The sequence below is a fragment of the Couchioplanes azureus genome (assembly GCF_014648355.1).
Lineage (GTDB): Bacteria > Actinomycetota > Actinomycetes > Mycobacteriales > Micromonosporaceae > Actinoplanes > Actinoplanes azureus.
Genome location: NZ_BMQY01000001.1, coordinates 26,421 through 41,636, shown reverse-complemented (window position 1 = coordinate 41,636; position 15,216 = coordinate 26,421). Strand labels below are relative to the sequence as shown.

General features: G+C 72.9%; 18 protein-coding genes. 14 read left to right on the top strand and 4 right to left on the bottom strand.

All coding sequences use genetic code 11. From position 1 onward, the window contains the following. The first annotated feature begins 12 nt into the window (after positions 1–12). Complete coding sequence (locus IEY99_RS00195; RefSeq protein ID WP_189198630.1) at positions 13–1,116, top strand: D-alanine--D-alanine ligase family protein; 1,104 nt, start codon at positions 13–15, stop codon at positions 1,114–1,116. 71 nt (positions 1,117–1,187) lie between these two features. Here the strand turns inward: IEY99_RS00195 and IEY99_RS00190 are convergent, their stop codons facing one another. Together IEY99_RS00190 and IEY99_RS00185 are read right to left on the bottom strand one after the other, a co-directional pair. Beyond that, on the bottom strand, positions 1,188–1,835 hold the full coding sequence (locus tag IEY99_RS00190) for a DUF3515 family protein (protein ID WP_189198629.1): 648 nt from the start codon (positions 1,833–1,835) through the stop codon (positions 1,188–1,190). Position 1,836: 1 nt separating this feature from the next. Then, positions 1,837–2,070 (bottom strand): Lrp/AsnC ligand binding domain-containing protein, encoded by a 234-nt coding sequence (locus tag IEY99_RS00185; protein WP_071805731.1) that lies wholly within the window; start codon positions 2,068–2,070, stop codon positions 1,837–1,839. A 176-nt stretch (positions 2,071–2,246) separates the two neighbouring features. On the opposite strand from IEY99_RS00185, the gene IEY99_RS00180 reads away from it, so the two are divergent. Together IEY99_RS00180 and IEY99_RS00175 are read left to right on the top strand one after the other, a co-directional pair. Further along, positions 2,247–3,185 (top strand): thiamine-phosphate kinase, encoded by a 939-nt coding sequence (locus IEY99_RS00180; RefSeq protein ID WP_189200441.1) that lies wholly within the window; start codon positions 2,247–2,249, stop codon positions 3,183–3,185. 22 nt (positions 3,186–3,207) lie between these two features. Then, on the top strand, positions 3,208–3,669 hold the full coding sequence (locus tag IEY99_RS00175; protein ID WP_189198628.1) for a GNAT family N-acetyltransferase: 462 nt from the start codon (positions 3,208–3,210) through the stop codon (positions 3,667–3,669). Between the two features lie 107 nt (positions 3,670–3,776). Here IEY99_RS00175 and rpmB read toward each other — a convergent pair whose 3' ends face one another. Next, a complete protein-coding gene (rpmB, locus tag IEY99_RS00170) occupies positions 3,777–3,968 on the bottom strand; it encodes a 50S ribosomal protein L28 (protein WP_041832800.1) in 192 nt (63 codons plus the stop codon). 186 nt (positions 3,969–4,154) lie between these two features. On the opposite strand from rpmB, the gene fakA reads away from it, so the two are divergent. From fakA to IEY99_RS00140, 6 genes are read left to right on the top strand one after another with little or no spacing between them, the layout of a single operon-like run. Continuing rightward, positions 4,155–5,921 (top strand): DAK2 domain-containing protein, encoded by a 1,767-nt coding sequence (fakA, locus tag IEY99_RS00165; RefSeq protein ID WP_189198627.1) that lies wholly within the window; start codon positions 4,155–4,157, stop codon positions 5,919–5,921. Continuing rightward, positions 5,918–8,128 carry an ATP-dependent DNA helicase RecG gene (recG, locus tag IEY99_RS00160; RefSeq protein ID WP_189198626.1) on the top strand — a complete coding sequence of 737 codons (2,211 nt, stop codon included), beginning with the start codon at positions 5,918–5,920 and terminating at the stop codon, positions 8,126–8,128. Before fakA ends, recG begins: the two co-directional genes overlap by 4 nt. After that, positions 8,125–8,472, top strand: coding sequence for a DUF952 domain-containing protein (locus IEY99_RS00155; protein ID WP_189198625.1), 348 nt, complete (start codon positions 8,125–8,127; stop codon positions 8,470–8,472). Before recG ends, IEY99_RS00155 begins: the two co-directional genes overlap by 4 nt. A 53-nt stretch (positions 8,473–8,525) precedes the next feature. Next, positions 8,526–9,044 carry a cysteine hydrolase family protein gene (locus IEY99_RS00150; RefSeq protein ID WP_189198624.1) on the top strand — a complete coding sequence of 173 codons (519 nt, stop codon included), beginning with the start codon at positions 8,526–8,528 and terminating at the stop codon, positions 9,042–9,044. Continuing rightward, entirely contained in the window at positions 9,041–9,475 is a 435-nt protein-coding gene (locus tag IEY99_RS00145; protein WP_189198623.1) for a MerR family transcriptional regulator, read from the top strand. The genes IEY99_RS00150 and IEY99_RS00145 overlap by 4 nt, the downstream gene beginning before the upstream one ends. After that, the gene (locus IEY99_RS00140; RefSeq protein WP_189198622.1) at positions 9,472–10,506 is read left to right on the top strand and encodes an aldo/keto reductase; all 1,035 of its coding nucleotides are present in this window, start codon (positions 9,472–9,474) and stop codon (positions 10,504–10,506) included. Before IEY99_RS00145 ends, IEY99_RS00140 begins: the two co-directional genes overlap by 4 nt. A gap of 70 nt (positions 10,507–10,576) precedes the next feature. Here the strand turns inward: IEY99_RS00140 and IEY99_RS00135 are convergent, their stop codons facing one another. Beyond that, entirely contained in the window at positions 10,577–12,061 is a 1,485-nt protein-coding gene (locus IEY99_RS00135) for an LPXTG cell wall anchor domain-containing protein (RefSeq protein ID WP_189198621.1), read from the bottom strand. 600 nt (positions 12,062–12,661) lie between these two features. Between IEY99_RS00135 and rsmD the strand changes: the two genes are divergently transcribed. From rsmD to rpmF, 5 genes are all read left to right on the top strand, one after another. Beyond that, positions 12,662–13,237, top strand: a complete 576-nt coding sequence (gene rsmD / locus IEY99_RS00130; RefSeq protein WP_189198620.1) for a 16S rRNA (guanine(966)-N(2))-methyltransferase RsmD — start codon at positions 12,662–12,664, stop codon at positions 13,235–13,237. Next, a complete protein-coding gene (gene coaD / locus IEY99_RS00125) occupies positions 13,234–13,713 on the top strand; it encodes a pantetheine-phosphate adenylyltransferase (protein WP_071805704.1) in 480 nt (159 codons plus the stop codon). The genes rsmD and coaD overlap by 4 nt, the downstream gene beginning before the upstream one ends. A gap of 91 nt (positions 13,714–13,804) precedes the next feature. Then, positions 13,805–14,302 (top strand): ATP synthase subunit B family protein, encoded by a 498-nt coding sequence (locus IEY99_RS00120; protein WP_071805703.1) that lies wholly within the window; start codon positions 13,805–13,807, stop codon positions 14,300–14,302. A gap of 79 nt (positions 14,303–14,381) precedes the next feature. Further along, the gene (locus IEY99_RS00115; RefSeq protein WP_189198619.1) at positions 14,382–14,987 is read left to right on the top strand and encodes a YceD family protein; all 606 of its coding nucleotides are present in this window, start codon (positions 14,382–14,384) and stop codon (positions 14,985–14,987) included. Between the two features lie 5 nt (positions 14,988–14,992). Next, the gene (rpmF, locus tag IEY99_RS00110; RefSeq protein WP_014694262.1) at positions 14,993–15,166 is read left to right on the top strand and encodes a 50S ribosomal protein L32; all 174 of its coding nucleotides are present in this window, start codon (positions 14,993–14,995) and stop codon (positions 15,164–15,166) included. Positions 15,167–15,216: the final 50 nt, after the last annotated feature.

Here is a 15,216-nt window from a genome sequence, read left to right as displayed (position 1 = left end):
GGAGCCCTTTCCATGACGACCCCTCGCAGAACCCGCGTGGCGATCGTGTTCGGCGGTCGCAGCACCGAGCACGCCATCTCCTGCGTGAGCGCCGGCGGCATCCTGGCCGCGCTCGACCCCGACGTCTACGAGGTGGTGCCGGTCGGGATCACCCGCGAGGGCGCCTGGGTGCTGGCCGGCAGCGACCCGGCGCAGCTCGCCATCGAGGGCGGCCGGCTCCCGGAGATCACCGTCGAGTCGGGCCGGGCCGTGGTGCTGCCCCCCGACCCCACCTCCTCCGGGCTCATGGTCGTCGACCCGGCCGACGGGGTGGCGGTCCTGGCCGGCGTGGACGTCGTGTTCCCCGTCCTGCACGGCGCCTACGGCGAGGACGGCACGATCCAGGGCATGCTCGAGATGGCCGGGATCCCGTACGTCGGCGCCAACGTCTTCGCCTCCGCGGCCGGCATGGACAAGGAGTTCACCAAGAAGCTCGCCGCCGCCGAGGGCATCCCGGTCGGGCCGTACGCCGTGCTGCGGGCCGGTCAGTCGCTGTCCGAGGCGGACAAGGAGCGGCTCGGGCTGCCGGTCTTCGTCAAGCCCTCCCGCGCCGGTTCCTCGTACGGCATCAGCAAGGTCACCGACTGGTCCCAGCTCGACGAGGCGATCGCCGGCGCCCGTCGGATCGACCCCAAGGTGCTGGTCGAGGGCGCCATCGTCGGGCGCGAGATCGAGTGCGGGGTGCTCGAGGGCGAGACGGCCGGCGGTGCCGAGGCCTCCCTGCTCGCGGAGATCATGGTCAGCACGTCGGGCGACGAGTTCTACGACTTCGAGGCGAAGTATCTGGGCGACGGCACGCCGTACCAGATCCCCGCCGATCTGAAGCCCGAGGTGGCCCGCCAGGTGCAGGAGTACGCCTGCCGCACCTTCACGGCGCTCGACTGCGCCGGGCTGGCCCGGGTCGACTTCTTCGTCACCGCCGACGACGAGATCTTCCTCAACGAGATCAACACCATGCCGGGCTTCACGCCGACGTCCATGTTCCCGCTGATGTGGGCCGCGACCGGCCTGGACTATCCCAAGGTCGTCGACCGGCTGATCCGCACGGCCCTGCGCCGGGGCACCGGCCTGCACTGAGGCCGGCTCAGCCGGAGGCCGGCTCAGCCGGAGGACGGCTCAGCCGGAGGACGGCTCAGCCGGAGGACGGCTCAGACGCAGCCGCTGGGCACGCCCTGGGTGATCGACTTGTCGGTCTGCACCACCGCGTCGGAGAACTCGTTCGCCCACTGCGCGGCCTGCGCGTACTGCTTCGGCACGGTGACCCGGACAGGCACCTCGCGGTCCATCGTGGTGAACGTGGTGGCGGCCGGCTGCTGGTCGGCGTACCAGCAGACGCGGTTCATGTTCATCAGCTCGGTGTCCATGGGCACGCAGCCCGAACCACTCTCGGTCAGCGACTTGCACATCCGCGGCTGCGGGACGCCGCAGGCCACGGTGATCGGCGGCTCGCCGTAGGCGGCGTTCTGCTCCGGACCGGCGCTGACCTTGCGGGGCGCGAGGTCGCGCACCTGCGCCGGAAGCTGCGACGTGACCGCCAGGCAGACCTGCTTGGCGCGGCCGGCGAGCGCCGGCGCGGCCATCTGCACCGGCGTGCCGGGCACGGCCGCGGGCCGGGTGGCGCTCGGCGCGGGTGCCGCGCCGTCGCCCGCGTCGCCCGGCGTCAGCTGGGAGAAGATCAGGAGCCCGGCGAGGATCGCCACCGGCACGGCGACGACGGTCGCCCACAACGCGGCGCTGCGCGTGACCGGATCCCGGGTGGGTGGCTGCGGCTCGGTGCGGGTCTCCACGTCGACCATGTCAGAGATTTACCACGGAGCACGTCACGGTCCGGGTGATGCCCGGGACGTACTGGATTTTGCTCACAATCATCCGACCGAGTTCGTCGACGCTGTGGCCCTCGGCGAGGACGACCACGTCGTAGGGCCCGGTGACCGCGTCGACGCGTACCACTCCCTGAATTTTGTCGATCGCGGCGGCCACGTCACGGGCCTTTCCGACCTCCGTCTGGATGAGGATGTATGCCTGGACCACGATCCGACTCCTATCCGCGCCGCCGGGAACCCGAACGTGAAACTACAGTACGGAGCGCGGTCCTGGCGGCACGCACCGCTGTGCCGGTCGGCGGGCCGCACCGGCCGGCGGGCTTCAACATAACGGCGCGGGGCGAATTCGCGCACCGCGACGGGGGAAACGAGGGAACGGTGGACGTGAGCATCGCGGAGGCGGGGGAGTTCGGGCTGATCGCCCGGATCGTCGCGCGGCTCGGGGACGCCCCGGCCGGCTTGCTCGGCCCGGGCGACGACGCCGCGGTGGTGGCCGCGCCGGACGGCCGCACGGTGGCGTCGACGGACGTCCTCGTGGAGGGCCGGCACTTCCGGCGGGACTGGTCCAGCGCGGCCGACGTCGGTCACCGCGCGGCCGCCGCCAACCTGGCCGACATCGCGGCCATGGGCGCCACGCCGACGGCGTTGCTGGTGGCGCTCTGCGTGCCGACGGACCTGGACGTCGCGTGGGCCGAGGAGCTGGCCGAGGGGCTCGCCGCGGAGGCCGCCCTGGTCGGGGCGACGGTGGTGGGCGGCGACATGTCGTCGAGCCCGACGCTGACCGTCGCGGTGACCGCCCTGGGCGACCTGGGCGGCCGGGCGCCGGTGGTGCGCAGCGGGGCCCAGCCGGGCGACGTCGTCGCGCTCGCCGGGCGTACGGGCTACGCGGCGGCGGGCTACACGGTCCTGTCCCGCGGCTTCCGGACGCCGAAGCTGCTGGTGGAGGCGTACCGGCGGCCGGCGGTGCCGTACGCGCAGGGTCCCGCGGCGGCGCAGCTCGGCGCGACCTCGATGATCGACGTCTCGGACGGGCTGCTGCAGGACCTGGGCCACGTGGCGACCGCCAGCGTGGTCGGCGTCGACATCCGGCGGGACGCGTTCGAGGTCCCGGACCAGATGCGCGACGCGGCCTCGGCGCTGGGCGTGGACCCGTACGGGTGGCTCCTGGCCGGCGGCGACGACCATGCCCTCGCCGCGACGTTCCCGGCGGGGGTCGCGTTGCCGCCGCAGTGGCGGGTGATCGGCAGCGTGCACGAGGGCACCGGCGTCACCGTCGACCGCAAGCCCTGGCAGGGCGGGACGGGCTGGGATCACTTCCGCTGAGCGGTCCGGCTAGCGTTGCCGCGTGGAACAGATCGAGATCCGCGAGGTCCGCTTCGACGAGCCCGCGGTGCAGGAGCTCATCGGCCAGGCGATGGCCGAGCTCAGCAGCAGGTACGGCGGCAGTGGCGACGACACCCCGGTCGCGGCGGCGGACTTCGCCCCGCCCGGCGGGGCGTTCTTCGTGGCGCGGGAGGCGTCCGGGCGCCTGATCGGCTGCGGGGGCTGGCGGGAGCACGGGGAGGATGCCGAGCTCAAGCGCATGTTCACGATCGCGGCCGCCCGCGGGCGCGGTGTGGCGCGCCGGGTGCTGGCGGCGATCGAGGAGTCGGCGCGGGAGCGGGGCCGCAAGCGGGTGATCCTCGAGACCGGCGACAAGCAGCCCGAGGCCATCGCGCTCTACGAGAAGTACGGGTACGAACGGATCGAGGACTTCGGCTACTACAAGGGCGAGCCGGGGGTGCTGTCCTACGCCCGGGTGCTCTGACCGGGGCGCCGCGGACCCGGGCACACGCGTAGCCGCCGGGTCACGAGGACCCGGCGGCTACGGGAAGTGCGAGATCAGGACCGGGCGCTCAGGCCCGGCGCCGGCTGTCAGGCGCGGACGACCTTGCCGGCCTTGATGCACGAGGTGCAGACCTTGAGCTTCTTGGTGTTGCCGCCACCGGCCGGGGTGCGCACCGACTGGATGTTCGGGTTCCAGCGGCGGTTGGTCCGCCGGTGCGAGAAGGACACGTTGTGGCCGAAGCCCGGTCCCTTGCCACAGACGTCGCACACGCTAGCCACGGGATACTCCTGGGATTGATACGCCGGGCGGGACAGGCCGAGACCCGGCTGCGAACTGAGGGTGCCCCGGGCAGACTGCGCTCGGGCAACCTGGCCAGGTTACCCGATGGCCCGGGTGAACAGCCAATCGCCCTCGGGCCCCGGCGCGACCGCGGATTGTCGTCAGGCGGTTAGTACGCTTTTCGAGTGCTGGAAACCCTGGATGCCGCGGCCGTGCATCGCTGGTGTGGCGCGGGGCTCGCCGCGTTGCGGGCCCACCAGCACGAGATCGACGAGCTGAACGTCTATCCGGTGCCGGACGGCGACACCGGCACCAATCTTGTCCTGACCCTGGCCTCGGCCCAGGAGGCGCTGGCCGGGTCGCCGGCCACCGAGGCGGAGGACACCGTCCGGTCCGGCCTCGACGGCGGCCCGCTGGGGCAGGTGATGCGCCGGATGGCTCGTGGTGCGCTGCTGGGCGCCCGGGGGAACTCGGGCGTCATCGTCTCCCAGATCCTGCGGGGCATGGCCGACACCTTCGCCTCGGCGGTGTCCGTCCGGGGCGCGGAGCTGGCCGCGGCGCTGCGGACGGCGAGCGAGGCCGCCTATGCCGCGGTCGCCCGTCCGGTCGAGGGGACCGTGCTGTCCGTGGCGGCCGCCGCGGCGGAGGGCGCAGGCAAGATCAAGTCCGACGACCTGCTGGCGGTGGCCCGCGCGGCGGCCCGCGCCGCCGCCGAGGCGCTGGCCCGTACGCCGCAGCAGCTGCCCGTGCTGGCCGACGCCGGGGTGGTCGACGCGGGCGGCCGGGGCCTGGTGCTGCTGCTCGACGCGCTGGTCGAGGCGCTCAGCAGCACGGCCGCCGACGGCACGCAGGCGGATCCCGTGCCGCCGCCGCCGGCGGCCGCCCCGCCCGCGGGCGGGCCCCCGGCCGGCGGGTTCGGTTACGAGGTGCAGTTCCTGCTCGACGCGGAGCCGGCGGCGGTCGAGGTGATGAAGCGGACCCTCGACGGCCTGGGCGACTCGCTGGTGGTGGTCGGCACCGGCGAGGGGCGGCCGCCCACCTGGAACGTGCACGTCCACGTGGCCGACATCGGCGCCGCCATCGAGGCCGGGATCGTCGCGGGCCGGCCGCACCGGATCTCGGTGAACCCGCTCGAGGACCGCGTCCACGACCACGGCCACCCGCACCCGGCGCCTGCGCACCCCGCCGCCGGGGCCGAGGCCGCAGCGGCGGCGGCCGAGGGCGACCGGACCGTCCTGGAGGAGCACGCCGAGACCGGCGGGTGGGAGACCGGCGACCGGGGCGCCGTCGTGGTGGCCGCCGGTGAGGGGCTCACCTCTCTCTTCGCCGACGAGGGGACGGTCGTGGTCGGCCGGAACCCGTCGACCGCGGAGATGCTCGCGGCGGTCGCGCAGACCGGTGCCCGGCGGGTCGTGCTGCTGCCGAACGACGCCAACACCCACGCCGTCGCCGTCTCCGCCGCGCAGGAGGCCGCCGCGGCGGGCATCCGGGTCGTCGTGGTGCCGACCCGGTCTCCCGTGCAGGCCCTCGCCGCGCTCGCGGTGCGGGACTCGCAGCGGCGCTTCGACGACGACGTCATCGCGATGGCCGAGGCCGCCGGCGCCTGCCGCTACGGCGAGGTGACGACCGCGGCCCGGGAGGCGCTGACCGTCGCGGGCCGCTGCCACCCCGGCGACCTCCTCGGCCTGGTGGACGGCGAGGTCAACGTGATCAGCGGCGGCCCCGAGGACGGGACGGCGAGCGACGCGGCCCTGGCCGACGTCAGCCGGCGGCTCCTGGACCGGATGCTCGGCGGCGGCGGTGAACTGGTCACGCTGGTGCTCGGCGCCGACGCCCCCGCCACCCTCGAGGAAGCGCTGCGCTCGCACCTCGCGCACGCGTGGCCCTTCGTCGAGGTGCAGTGTTATACGGGCGGCCAGCCCCGGTACCACCTCCTGGCAGGAGTGGAATGAGCGACACGACCACGGCGACGACGACCGCCACCCCGCTGCGCAAGGTGCTCGGGGAACGGACCGCCAAGGCGCTGGCCACGCATCTCGACCTGCACACCGCGGGCGACCTGATCTACCACTTCCCGCGCCGCTACGACGAGCGGGGCGAGCACACCGACCTGCGCCAGCTCCAGGTGGGCGAGCAGGTCACCCTGCTCGCCCAGGTCAAGAGCGCCACGGTACGCCCGATGCGCCAGCGCCGCGGCACCATGCTGGAGATCACCATCGGGGACGGCTCCGGCGCCACGCTCACCTGCACCTTCTTCAACCAGGCCTGGCGGGAGCGGGAGCTGCGCACCGGGCGGTGGGGCCTGTTCGCCGGCAAGGTCACCGACTTCCGCGGCAAGCGGCAGCTCAACGGGCCCGCCTACCAGCTGCTGCGCGCCGACGCCACCCAGGACGAGGCCGCCGAGGAGATCGAGGAGTTCGCCGGCGCGCTCATCCCGGTCTATCCGGCCGCGGCCGCCGTGCCGACGTGGACGATCGCCAAGTGCGTGCGGACCGTGCTGGACACCTTCCAGCCGCCCGAGGACCCGCTGCCGGGCGCGGTCCGGGCGAACCGCAACCTCGTCGGCATCGGCACGGCGCTGCGCGAGATCCACCGGCCGAGCTCCAAGGAGGAGCTGTTCAAGGCGAAGTACCGGCTGAAGTGGGACGAGGCTTTCGCCGTACAGCTGACGCTCGTGCAGCGCAAGGCCCGCGCGGCCGCCGCTCCCGGACGGGCGCGACCACGACGCGACGACGGGATCCTGGCCGCGTTCGACGCGGCCCTGCCCTACGAGCTGACCGAGGGACAGGCGCGGGTCGGCGAGGAGATCTCCGCGGATCTGGCGCGGGCCCATCCGATGCACCGGCTGCTGCAGGGCGAGGTCGGCTCCGGCAAGACCCTGGTCGCCGTCCGGGCGATGCTCCAGGTCGTCGACGCCGGTGGGCAGGCCGCGCTGCTCGCCCCGACGGAGGTGCTCGCCACCCAGCACCACCGCAGCATCAGCGCCCAGCTCGGCGCGCTGGGCCGGGCCGGTGAGCTCGACGGCGACCCGGCCGGCACCCAGCTCACGCTGGTCACCGGGTCGCTCGGCGCGGCCGCGCGCCGGGCCGCGCTGGCCCGGGTGGCCGACGGCAGTGCCGGCATCGTCGTCGGCACGCACGCCCTGCTGTACGAAGGGGTCGACTTCCACGATCTCGGCCTGGTGGTGGTGGACGAGCAGCACCGGTTCGGCGTCGAGCAGCGCGACGCGTTGCGGGCCAAGGCCGCCCGGCCGCCGCACGTCCTGGTCATGACGGCCACGCCGATCCCGCGGACGGTCGCCATGACCGTGTACGGCGATCTGGAGACCTCGACGCTGTCCCAGTTGCCGCGCGGCCGGTCGCCGATCGCCTCGCACGTCGTGCCGCCGGAGCGGCCGGCGTTCCTGGACCGGGCGTGGCAGCGGGTCAAGGAGGAGGTCCGGGCGGGTCATCAGGCCTACGTGGTGTGCCCGCGGATCGGTGACGCGGCCGGCGCCGAGGACGACGGCGAACCGCCCTCCGACACCGAAGGCGAATCCGCCCGCCGCCCGCCGCTGGCCGTCCTGGACGTGGCACCCATCCTCGCGGAGGGGCCGCTGCACGGCCTGCGGATCGGCGTCCTGCACGGGCGGCTTCCGGCCGAGGAGAAGGACGCGGTGATGCGCCGGTTCGCCGCCGGAGAGCTGGACGTGCTGGTGGCCACGACGGTGATCGAGGTGGGCGTGGACGTACCGAACTCCACCGTCATGATCATCATGGACGCGGACCGGTTCGGCGTCTCCCAGCTGCACCAGCTCCGCGGCCGGGTCGGGCGGGGCTCGGCGCCCGGCATCTGCCTGCTGGTCACGGAGGCGGTCGAGGGCACGCCCGCCCGCGAGCGCCTCGACGCGGTGGCGTCCACGACGGACGGATTCAAGCTGGCCGAGCTCGACCTCGAGCAGCGCCGCGAGGGCGACGTGCTGGGCGCCTCGCAGTCCGGCCGGCACAGTCACCTGCGGCTGCTGTCGCTGCTGCGCGACAGCAAGCTCATCACCGACGCGCGGGCCGAGGCGGCCGAGCTGGTCGGCGACGACCCCACCCTCGCCCGGCACCCGGCGCTGGCCGCCTCGGTGGCCGCCCTGGTCGACGAGGAGCGGGCCGAATACCTGGAGAAGGGATGATCCTGCACTTCTGCCCCCGCGCCGAGTGGGAGGCGGCGGTCGCGACCGGCACCTACCGCGCCGACTCCCTGGCGACGCAGGGTTTCGTCCACTGCTCCACGCCGGAGCAGGTGCACATCCCGGCGACCCTGCTGGCCCGCGGGCGGACCGACCTGGTGCTGCTGGTGCTGGACGAGGCGCTGCTGCCGGCGCCCGTGGTGTGGGAGGACGGTGATCCCCCGGATCCGGGCGGCATGCAGTTCCCGCACCTGTACGCCCCGATCCCGGTCGAGGCGGTCACGGCGGTGCACGAATGGCGGCCGGAGCCCGACGGCTCCTTCCGGCCGCCGACCTCCCTGTCGTAGCGGCGATCTTCCGGCTTGCGTTGGAGCGCACTCCAACCCGTAGCGTCGGGGCCATGGGGAAGCACGCCGGAAGTACCACCCTGCTGGAGATCGACTGGCAGGCCTGGATCGCCGAGATGGGACACGACGCCGGGGCGGCCGACCGGGCCCGGCGGGTCCGGTCCGCGGCCCGCGCGCGCGGCTGGCCGGTGATCTGCAGCCGGTATCTCTCCGCCGATCCGGCCGACCGGCCGCGCGCCGACCTGCGGAGCCCGGAGGCGTCCTTCCTCCCGGGCCTCGCGCCGGAGCCGGGGGACCCGGTCGTGACCAAGCACGATCGCGACGTCTTCGACGTGGCCGGGCTGCCGGCCCTGCTGGAGCGGCTGCACACCGGCCACCTGCTGCTCACCGGCCTGGTGACCGACCACGGGGTCGCGCTGGCGGCACGGAGCGCCGCCGCCCGCGACCTGACGGTCACCGTGGTCGCGGACGCCTGCGCGGCGACCAGCGCCCGGGCCCACGACCGGGCCCTGGCCGAGCTCCGCGCGGCCGGGATCGGCATCGCCGGCGCCGCCGAGGTGGCGGCCTGGTGAGCACCGCCGTCACGATCGCCGAGGTGGCCGGGCGGACCGGCCTCTCCAAGGACACGCTGCGCTGGTACGAGGCGGAAGGCCTGATACCGAGCGTGCACCGCGACGCCAGCGGCCACCGGGCGTACGACGACGCCGCGATCCGGGTCATCGAGCTGGTCGTCCGGCTGCGGCGCACCGGCATGCCGGTGCGGGAGACCAAGGACTTCGTCGCGATGACCCGGCAGGGTGCGGCCACCCACGGGCGGCGGCTGGCCCTCCTCCAGGAGCATCGCGAGCGGGTACGCGCGCAGCTCGCACAGCTCGAGGGCGACCTCCACGCCATCGAAGGCAAGATCGACCACTATGCCGGACTCATCGCCGAGGGCCGCGACTGCGACGCCTCGCCGGTGACCGATCCGGCGATCCGTGCTCAGCAGAGGAGCCTGGGATGACCCCGACCGTACCCACCGTCGCTCTCGGGGACGGGTTGCACGTCAGCCGGATCGGCTTCGGCGGCATGGCGCTCAGCCACGCCTACGGGGACACCGATCCGGACGAGGCCCTGCGGACCTTGCACCACGCGGTCGACCGCGGAGTGACGTTCATCGACACCGCGGACGTCTACGGCAAGCCGCGCGACGGCGGCACCGGACCGGCCGGGACCAACGAGGAGCTGATCGCCAAGCTGCTCGCGGACCGGCGCGACGAGGTACGCATCGCGACGAAGTTCGGCATCACCGGCGCGGTCGGCGCTCCCGCCGCCAGGGCGACCCGCGGGGACCGCGACTATGTGCGCGCGGCCTGCGAGGCATCCCTGCGGCGGCTGGGCACCGACGTCATCGACCTGTACTACCTGCATCGCCGTCAGCTCGACATCCCGATCGAGGAGACCGTCGGCGCGATGGCGGAGCTGGTCGCGGAGGGCAAGGTCCGCCACCTCGGCCTGTCGGAGGTGACCGCGGACGAGCTGCGGGCCGCCGCGGCGGTGCATCCCATCGCCGCTGTGCAGAGCGAGTGGAGCATCTGGTCGCGGGACGTCGAGGCCCGGGTCGTGCCGGCGGCGCGCGAGGTGGGGGCGGGATTCGTGCCGTACAGCCCGCTGGGGCGGGGGTTCCTGACCGGCGCCATGACGCCGGAGCGGGTCTCGGCCGGCATCCTGCGCGCGGAACCCCGGTTCGTCGAGCACTTCGCGGCCAACCAGCGGATCGTCGAGCTGTTGCGCCAGGTCGGCCGGGAAACCGGGGCGAGCGCGGCGCAGGTGGCGCTCGCCTGGCTCTGGGCCCAGGGTGCGGCGCTCGGGCTGCCGGTCGTGCCGATCCCCGGCACGCGTCGGCCGGCGCGGGTGACCGAGAACGCCGACGCCCTGCGGGTGGTCCTCGACCCGGCGCAGAAGGCCCGGCTGGACGGCGCGGCCGACCTGGTCCGGGGGAGCCGGAGCCTTTCCTTCACCCCGCGGGACTGGGTCTCGGCCGATCGCGAATGACCTCCGGTCGCGCGTACGGCAACGAGGGCGCGCCGGCACCTGCCGGCGCGCCCTCGCGGGTCGTGCGGTGTTACGCGGTGAAGGTGATCTTGCGGCGGCGGGCGACGACGAACAGCGCGCCACCGATCAGCAGCAGCAGGGCCGCGCCGCCCGCGATGCTGCCGGCCACCGGGCCGGTGAGGGGCAGGGTGGGCTCGTCGGCCTTGCCGCCGCCACCGCCGCCGTTCTCGCACTCGAGCCTCTCGAGCGTGGCCTTGATCGGCTCCACGTCCAGGCCGGGGAAGTCGATCGCCGCGTAGGTGGCCTTGCTCGCCTCGAAGGAGACCTTCTCCGACTTTCCGGCCGCCACGGTCATCGTCTCGGACTCGTCGCCGTACGTGACGTTCGCGGTCACCGGGGTGACGCCCGCGGGGTTCTCGACGGTGATCGCCACGGTCTCGCAGTCGTTCTCCACGATGACCGTGGGCAGCTCGCAGTCCTCGGGCCGCTGCCACGCGTAGGTGGCGTCCGCCATGCCTTCGGCGGTGACGGTGACCGTGCCGGCGCCCGCCGGGACGGTCACCGTCTCGCCCTTGCCGGCGTCGATGGTGACGGCCTTGCGGAAGCCGGCCGCCGAGACGGTGAAGGCGACCGCGTACCGGCTGATCTCACCGTTGTTGCTGAGGTTCAGCGCGATCGTGCCGTCACACTGTGGCAGCGGCTCGACGACCGGGGCCTGGCAGCCCTTCTCGCCGCCGTTGAACCAGCCCTCCGGGCCCTTCGAGCGGGCGCCGGGGCCGCTGTCGCCGCCCAGCTTCCGGTCGCCGTAGCGCGGGCCGTTCTCGGTGATCTCCGAGATGACGTCCTTCTCGCCGCCGAAGAACAGGTCCACCTGGGTGTGGCAGTCCGGCACGCTGACCTCCAGCGTCACCGAGCGCTGTTCGTTGGTGATGGTGCCCGTGGCGTGGTCGAACTCGTACTGCGGCACCGAGAACTGCGGCGTGGGCGAGAAGTAGGAGACGAGCGTGACGGGCTCGCCCTCGCACAGCTTGACGCCCTCGTCCAGGGCCACCGTGGCGGTGGAGCCCTGGTCGGTCACGCCGAAGGTGTGGTGGAACGTGGCCTCGCCCGCCTCGACACACGGGGTCTCGGCCGGCGCGCAGGGCTCGGCGAGGTCGACGCGGGCCGAGTTGTGCTCGTCCACGTAGCCGTCGGCGGACCAGATCGACCGGAATGAAATGGTGGCTTCCCGGGCGTCGCCGGTCACCTGCTGGGTCACGGTCAGCTCTCCGTCGCGCCCGTGCGCCGACTTGGGGATGACCAGGTTGCCCTCGGTGGCCTGCTCGGCGGGGGTGGGCGTGGTGGCGAGGTCCGCGACGGTGGCGTCGGTCGGATAGTCGTTGGTGAGCGTCCAGGTCACGGTCCGGGTGCCGGTGGCCGTGTCGCAGACGGCCTTGCCGCTGACGGCCGAGGCGTGTGCGCCGGCGGGCGCGGTCACGACCGCGGCCCCACCGAGGCCGATGAGCGCGCCGGCGAGGACGGTCGCGGCGCGGCGGAGCGGGGAGTTCGACTTCACGTGTACTCCTGAGGGCGGTCGAACAAGGGGGGGCCACGACGCGGGGGAGACGGCGGCCGGCGCCGGGCGACGGCGGGCCGGAGACGACGCCTCCCCGCGTCGTCGAGCCGACAGCGTGTCGTCGGCGCGGCTGACCTTAGCGACTGAGAGAAATCTGGGAAGTGGCTCAGAAACCGCTAAGGGTCTTGATGCGGATCCGAGACGATCGCTGCACGGACAGCTCGAAGGCCGATGCGGGGAGTGCCGATTGGCCCTCGTGGCCGTCACTCGGAAGAGTGGTGCAAACGCTGGCCGTGATCGCCGCCACGCCCCGGCATCTCCCACGTATGCCCTGGTCAGGCGCCGATCTGCCGTTCGGGCCCCGATGTCGTGGGCGCGGTCGGTGACCGAAAGATCCACAATGGTGCCGCCCTCCGGAACCGCCCGCCGGAGCCTCCGCGGACCAATCCGGAAAATGGTGCATAAGCCACTTAACATACCGATACATATTCGAGATCTTCGCTATACGGATCGCGATTGTGTCGATGCGCTGAGTGCTGTTTGGGAGGCAAAAGTTCACTCCGCAGTGGGGGTTGCGGCGGGGTGGCGTAGCGTCGCCGCATGACCAGGATCATCGCCGGCGCCCATGGCGGTCGCCGGCTGGCCGCGCCGCCCGGCGCGCTCACCAGGCCCACCTCCGACCGGGTGCGGGAGGCCTATTTCAGTGCCCTGGGCACGATGACCGACCTGGAGGGCGCCCGCTTCGCCGACCTGTACGCCGGTTCCGGCGCGATCGGCCTGGAGGCGTTGTCCCGCGGGGCGGCCCACGCGCTGCTCGTCGAGGCGGACGGCAAGGCGGCCCGGGCGATCCGCGACAACATCGTGGCCCTGCGGGTGGGCGGTGCCGCCCGGCTGGTCACCGGCAAGGTAGCCCAGGTGCTCTCGGCACCGCCGGAGGGCGGGCCGTACGACGTCGTGTTCGCCGATCCGCCGTACGCGGTCACCGACGACGAGGTCGCGGAGGTGCAGCGGCTGCTGGTGGCCCACGGCTGGCTGGCCCCGGACGCCGTGGTGACCTTCGAGCGCTCCTCGCGGACGGCGGTGCGCGGCGAGCCGCTGGAGTGGGTGGACGGCATCACCGCGGACCGCAGTCGGCGCTACGGCGAGACCACACTTTGGTACGGTCGCCGATCATGAGACGAGCGGTCTGTCCCGGGTCCTTCGATCCCGTCACCAACGGCCACCTCGACATCGTCGGGCGGGCCAGCCGGCTCTTCGACGAGGTGATCGTCGGCGTGCTGATCAACCACTCGAAGACCGGCCTGTTCAGCGTCGAGGAGCGGATCGGGATGCTCCGCGAGGCGACCGCCGGGTACGGCAACGTCCGCGTCGAGTCGTTCCACGGTCTCCTGGTCGACTTCTGCCGGGCCCAGGACGCCGCAGTGGTGATCAAGGGCCTGCGGGCGGTCAGCGACTTCGACTACGAATTGCAGATGGCGCAGATGAACATCGGGCTCTCCGGCGTGGAGACCTTGTTCATGCCGACCAACCCGCTCTATTCCTTCCTCTCTTCCAGTCTGGTCAAGGACGTGGTCAAGTGGGGTGGGGACGCATCGCCGTACGTCCCGGACTTCGTCGGGGAGCGGCTCGTGACGAGGCTGCGGCAAAACTGACGGCGTGGCCTTCGCGGCCTCGTCGCCGGGTTCGGCAGTAACGTGATCGCACCACTCAGCGTGAGTGCTGTCTGACAGGAGTGAGGCGCCGGTGGATCCGCTCGACCGCATCGACGAGATCATCTCCATGGTGGAGCAGGCACGGTCGGTCCCGATGTCCCGGACCAACTTCATGTTCGACCGCGCCGAGATGGTGGCGCTCCTGGACGAGCTGCGCTCGGAGCTCCCCGGCGACCTGCGCCGGGCCGTCGCCCTCCTCGAGGAGCGCGACAAGATCATCGATGCCGGCAAGCGCGAGGCGGACCGGATCATCAGCGAGGGCGAGACCGAGCACGCCCGGCTCGTCTCCGTGAACGAGATCACGGTGTCCGCCGAGCACGAGGGCGCCCGGATCATCGCCGAGGCCCGCGCCGAGGCGCAGCGGCTGCGGGAGGAGGTCGACGACTACGTCGACACCGCCCTGGCCAACTTCGAGCAGTTCCTGACCCGGGCCCTCGCGTCGATAGAGCGTGGCCGCGACAAGATGCACGCGCTGCGCGAGATCGGCACGTTCCAGGGCGAGGACAGCGAGCGCCCCCTGCCCTTCTGAGCCGCCGGGGGCGATTCGACGCTACCGACCCTGCTCAGGTAACCTTTCCTGTCGGCCTACCCAAGGCTGAGGATTCACGATGCCCAAGTCTCCGCAGAAACACCTCGATCCCAGGCAGCCGCTGGTCGTCGACACGACGAAGCTCCCGCGCCGGCCTGGGGCGACGCGTGCCCTGAAGCGGGTCGTCCCGGCGCCGGCGGACCTCGGTCTTGAGCTGATCTCGGTGCCCGAGGGCTCCGACCTCGAGCTCGATATGAGCCTGACGTCGGTCTCCGAGGGTGTGTACGTCAGCGGCAACGTGCGCGGCTCACTCTCCGGTGAGTGCGGGCGGTGCCTCAACGAGATCTCCGAGTCGTTCGACGTCTCCGTCGCGGAGCTGTTCGCCTACGAGGACAGCACCACGGAAGAGACGACGGACGAGGACGAGGTGGGCCGGATGCAGGGCGACCTGATCGACCTGGAGCCGGCGGTCCGCGACGCGGTGGTGCTCACACTGCCGACCAACCCGGTCTGCCGGCCGGACTGCCCGGGGCTGTGCCCCGAGTGCGGGGTGCATCTCGACGACCTTCCGGCCGGTCACGGCCACGAGGACGTCGATCCCCGCTGGGCCGCTCTGCGCACCTTGTCGGCGGAGCAGCCGACGGCGGCTTCGCCGCACCACCAGCAAAACCGGATCGAGGAGTAGGTACCGTGGCCGTCCCGAAGCGCAAGATGTCGCGCAGCAACACCCGGTCCCGCCGGGCGAACTGGAAGGCGACTGCGGTATCGACCGTGGCCTGCCCCCAGTGCAAGTCGCCGAAGCTGCCGCACACCGCCTGCTCGGTCTGCGGCACCTACAACGGCCGTCAGGTCCTCGAGGTCTGAGCCTCGCGGAGTGACGCGCCCGATCATCGGGCGGGTCGAGCCTGAGCAGC

Excerpts from the sequence above, each read along its gene's own strand:
- IEY99_RS00195 (WP_189198630.1), top strand. The coding sequence starts at position 13 with ATGACGACCCCTCGCAGAACCCGCGTGGCGATCGTGTTCGGCGGTCGC.
- IEY99_RS00190 (WP_189198629.1), bottom strand. The coding sequence starts at position 1,835 with ATGGTCGACGTGGAGACCCGCACCGAGCCGCAGCCACCCACCCGGGAT.
- recG (WP_189198626.1), top strand. The coding sequence starts at position 5,918 with ATGAGCGACACGACCACGGCGACGACGACCGCCACCCCGCTGCGCAAG.
- IEY99_RS00155 (WP_189198625.1), top strand. The coding sequence starts at position 8,125 with ATGATCCTGCACTTCTGCCCCCGCGCCGAGTGGGAGGCGGCGGTCGCG.
- IEY99_RS00150 (WP_189198624.1), top strand. The coding sequence starts at position 8,526 with ATGGGGAAGCACGCCGGAAGTACCACCCTGCTGGAGATCGACTGGCAG.
- IEY99_RS00140 (WP_189198622.1), top strand. The coding sequence starts at position 9,472 with ATGACCCCGACCGTACCCACCGTCGCTCTCGGGGACGGGTTGCACGTC.
- rsmD (WP_189198620.1), top strand. The coding sequence starts at position 12,662 with ATGACCAGGATCATCGCCGGCGCCCATGGCGGTCGCCGGCTGGCCGCG.
- coaD (WP_071805704.1), top strand. The coding sequence starts at position 13,234 with ATGAGACGAGCGGTCTGTCCCGGGTCCTTCGATCCCGTCACCAACGGC.
- IEY99_RS00115 (WP_189198619.1), top strand. The coding sequence starts at position 14,382 with ATGCCCAAGTCTCCGCAGAAACACCTCGATCCCAGGCAGCCGCTGGTC.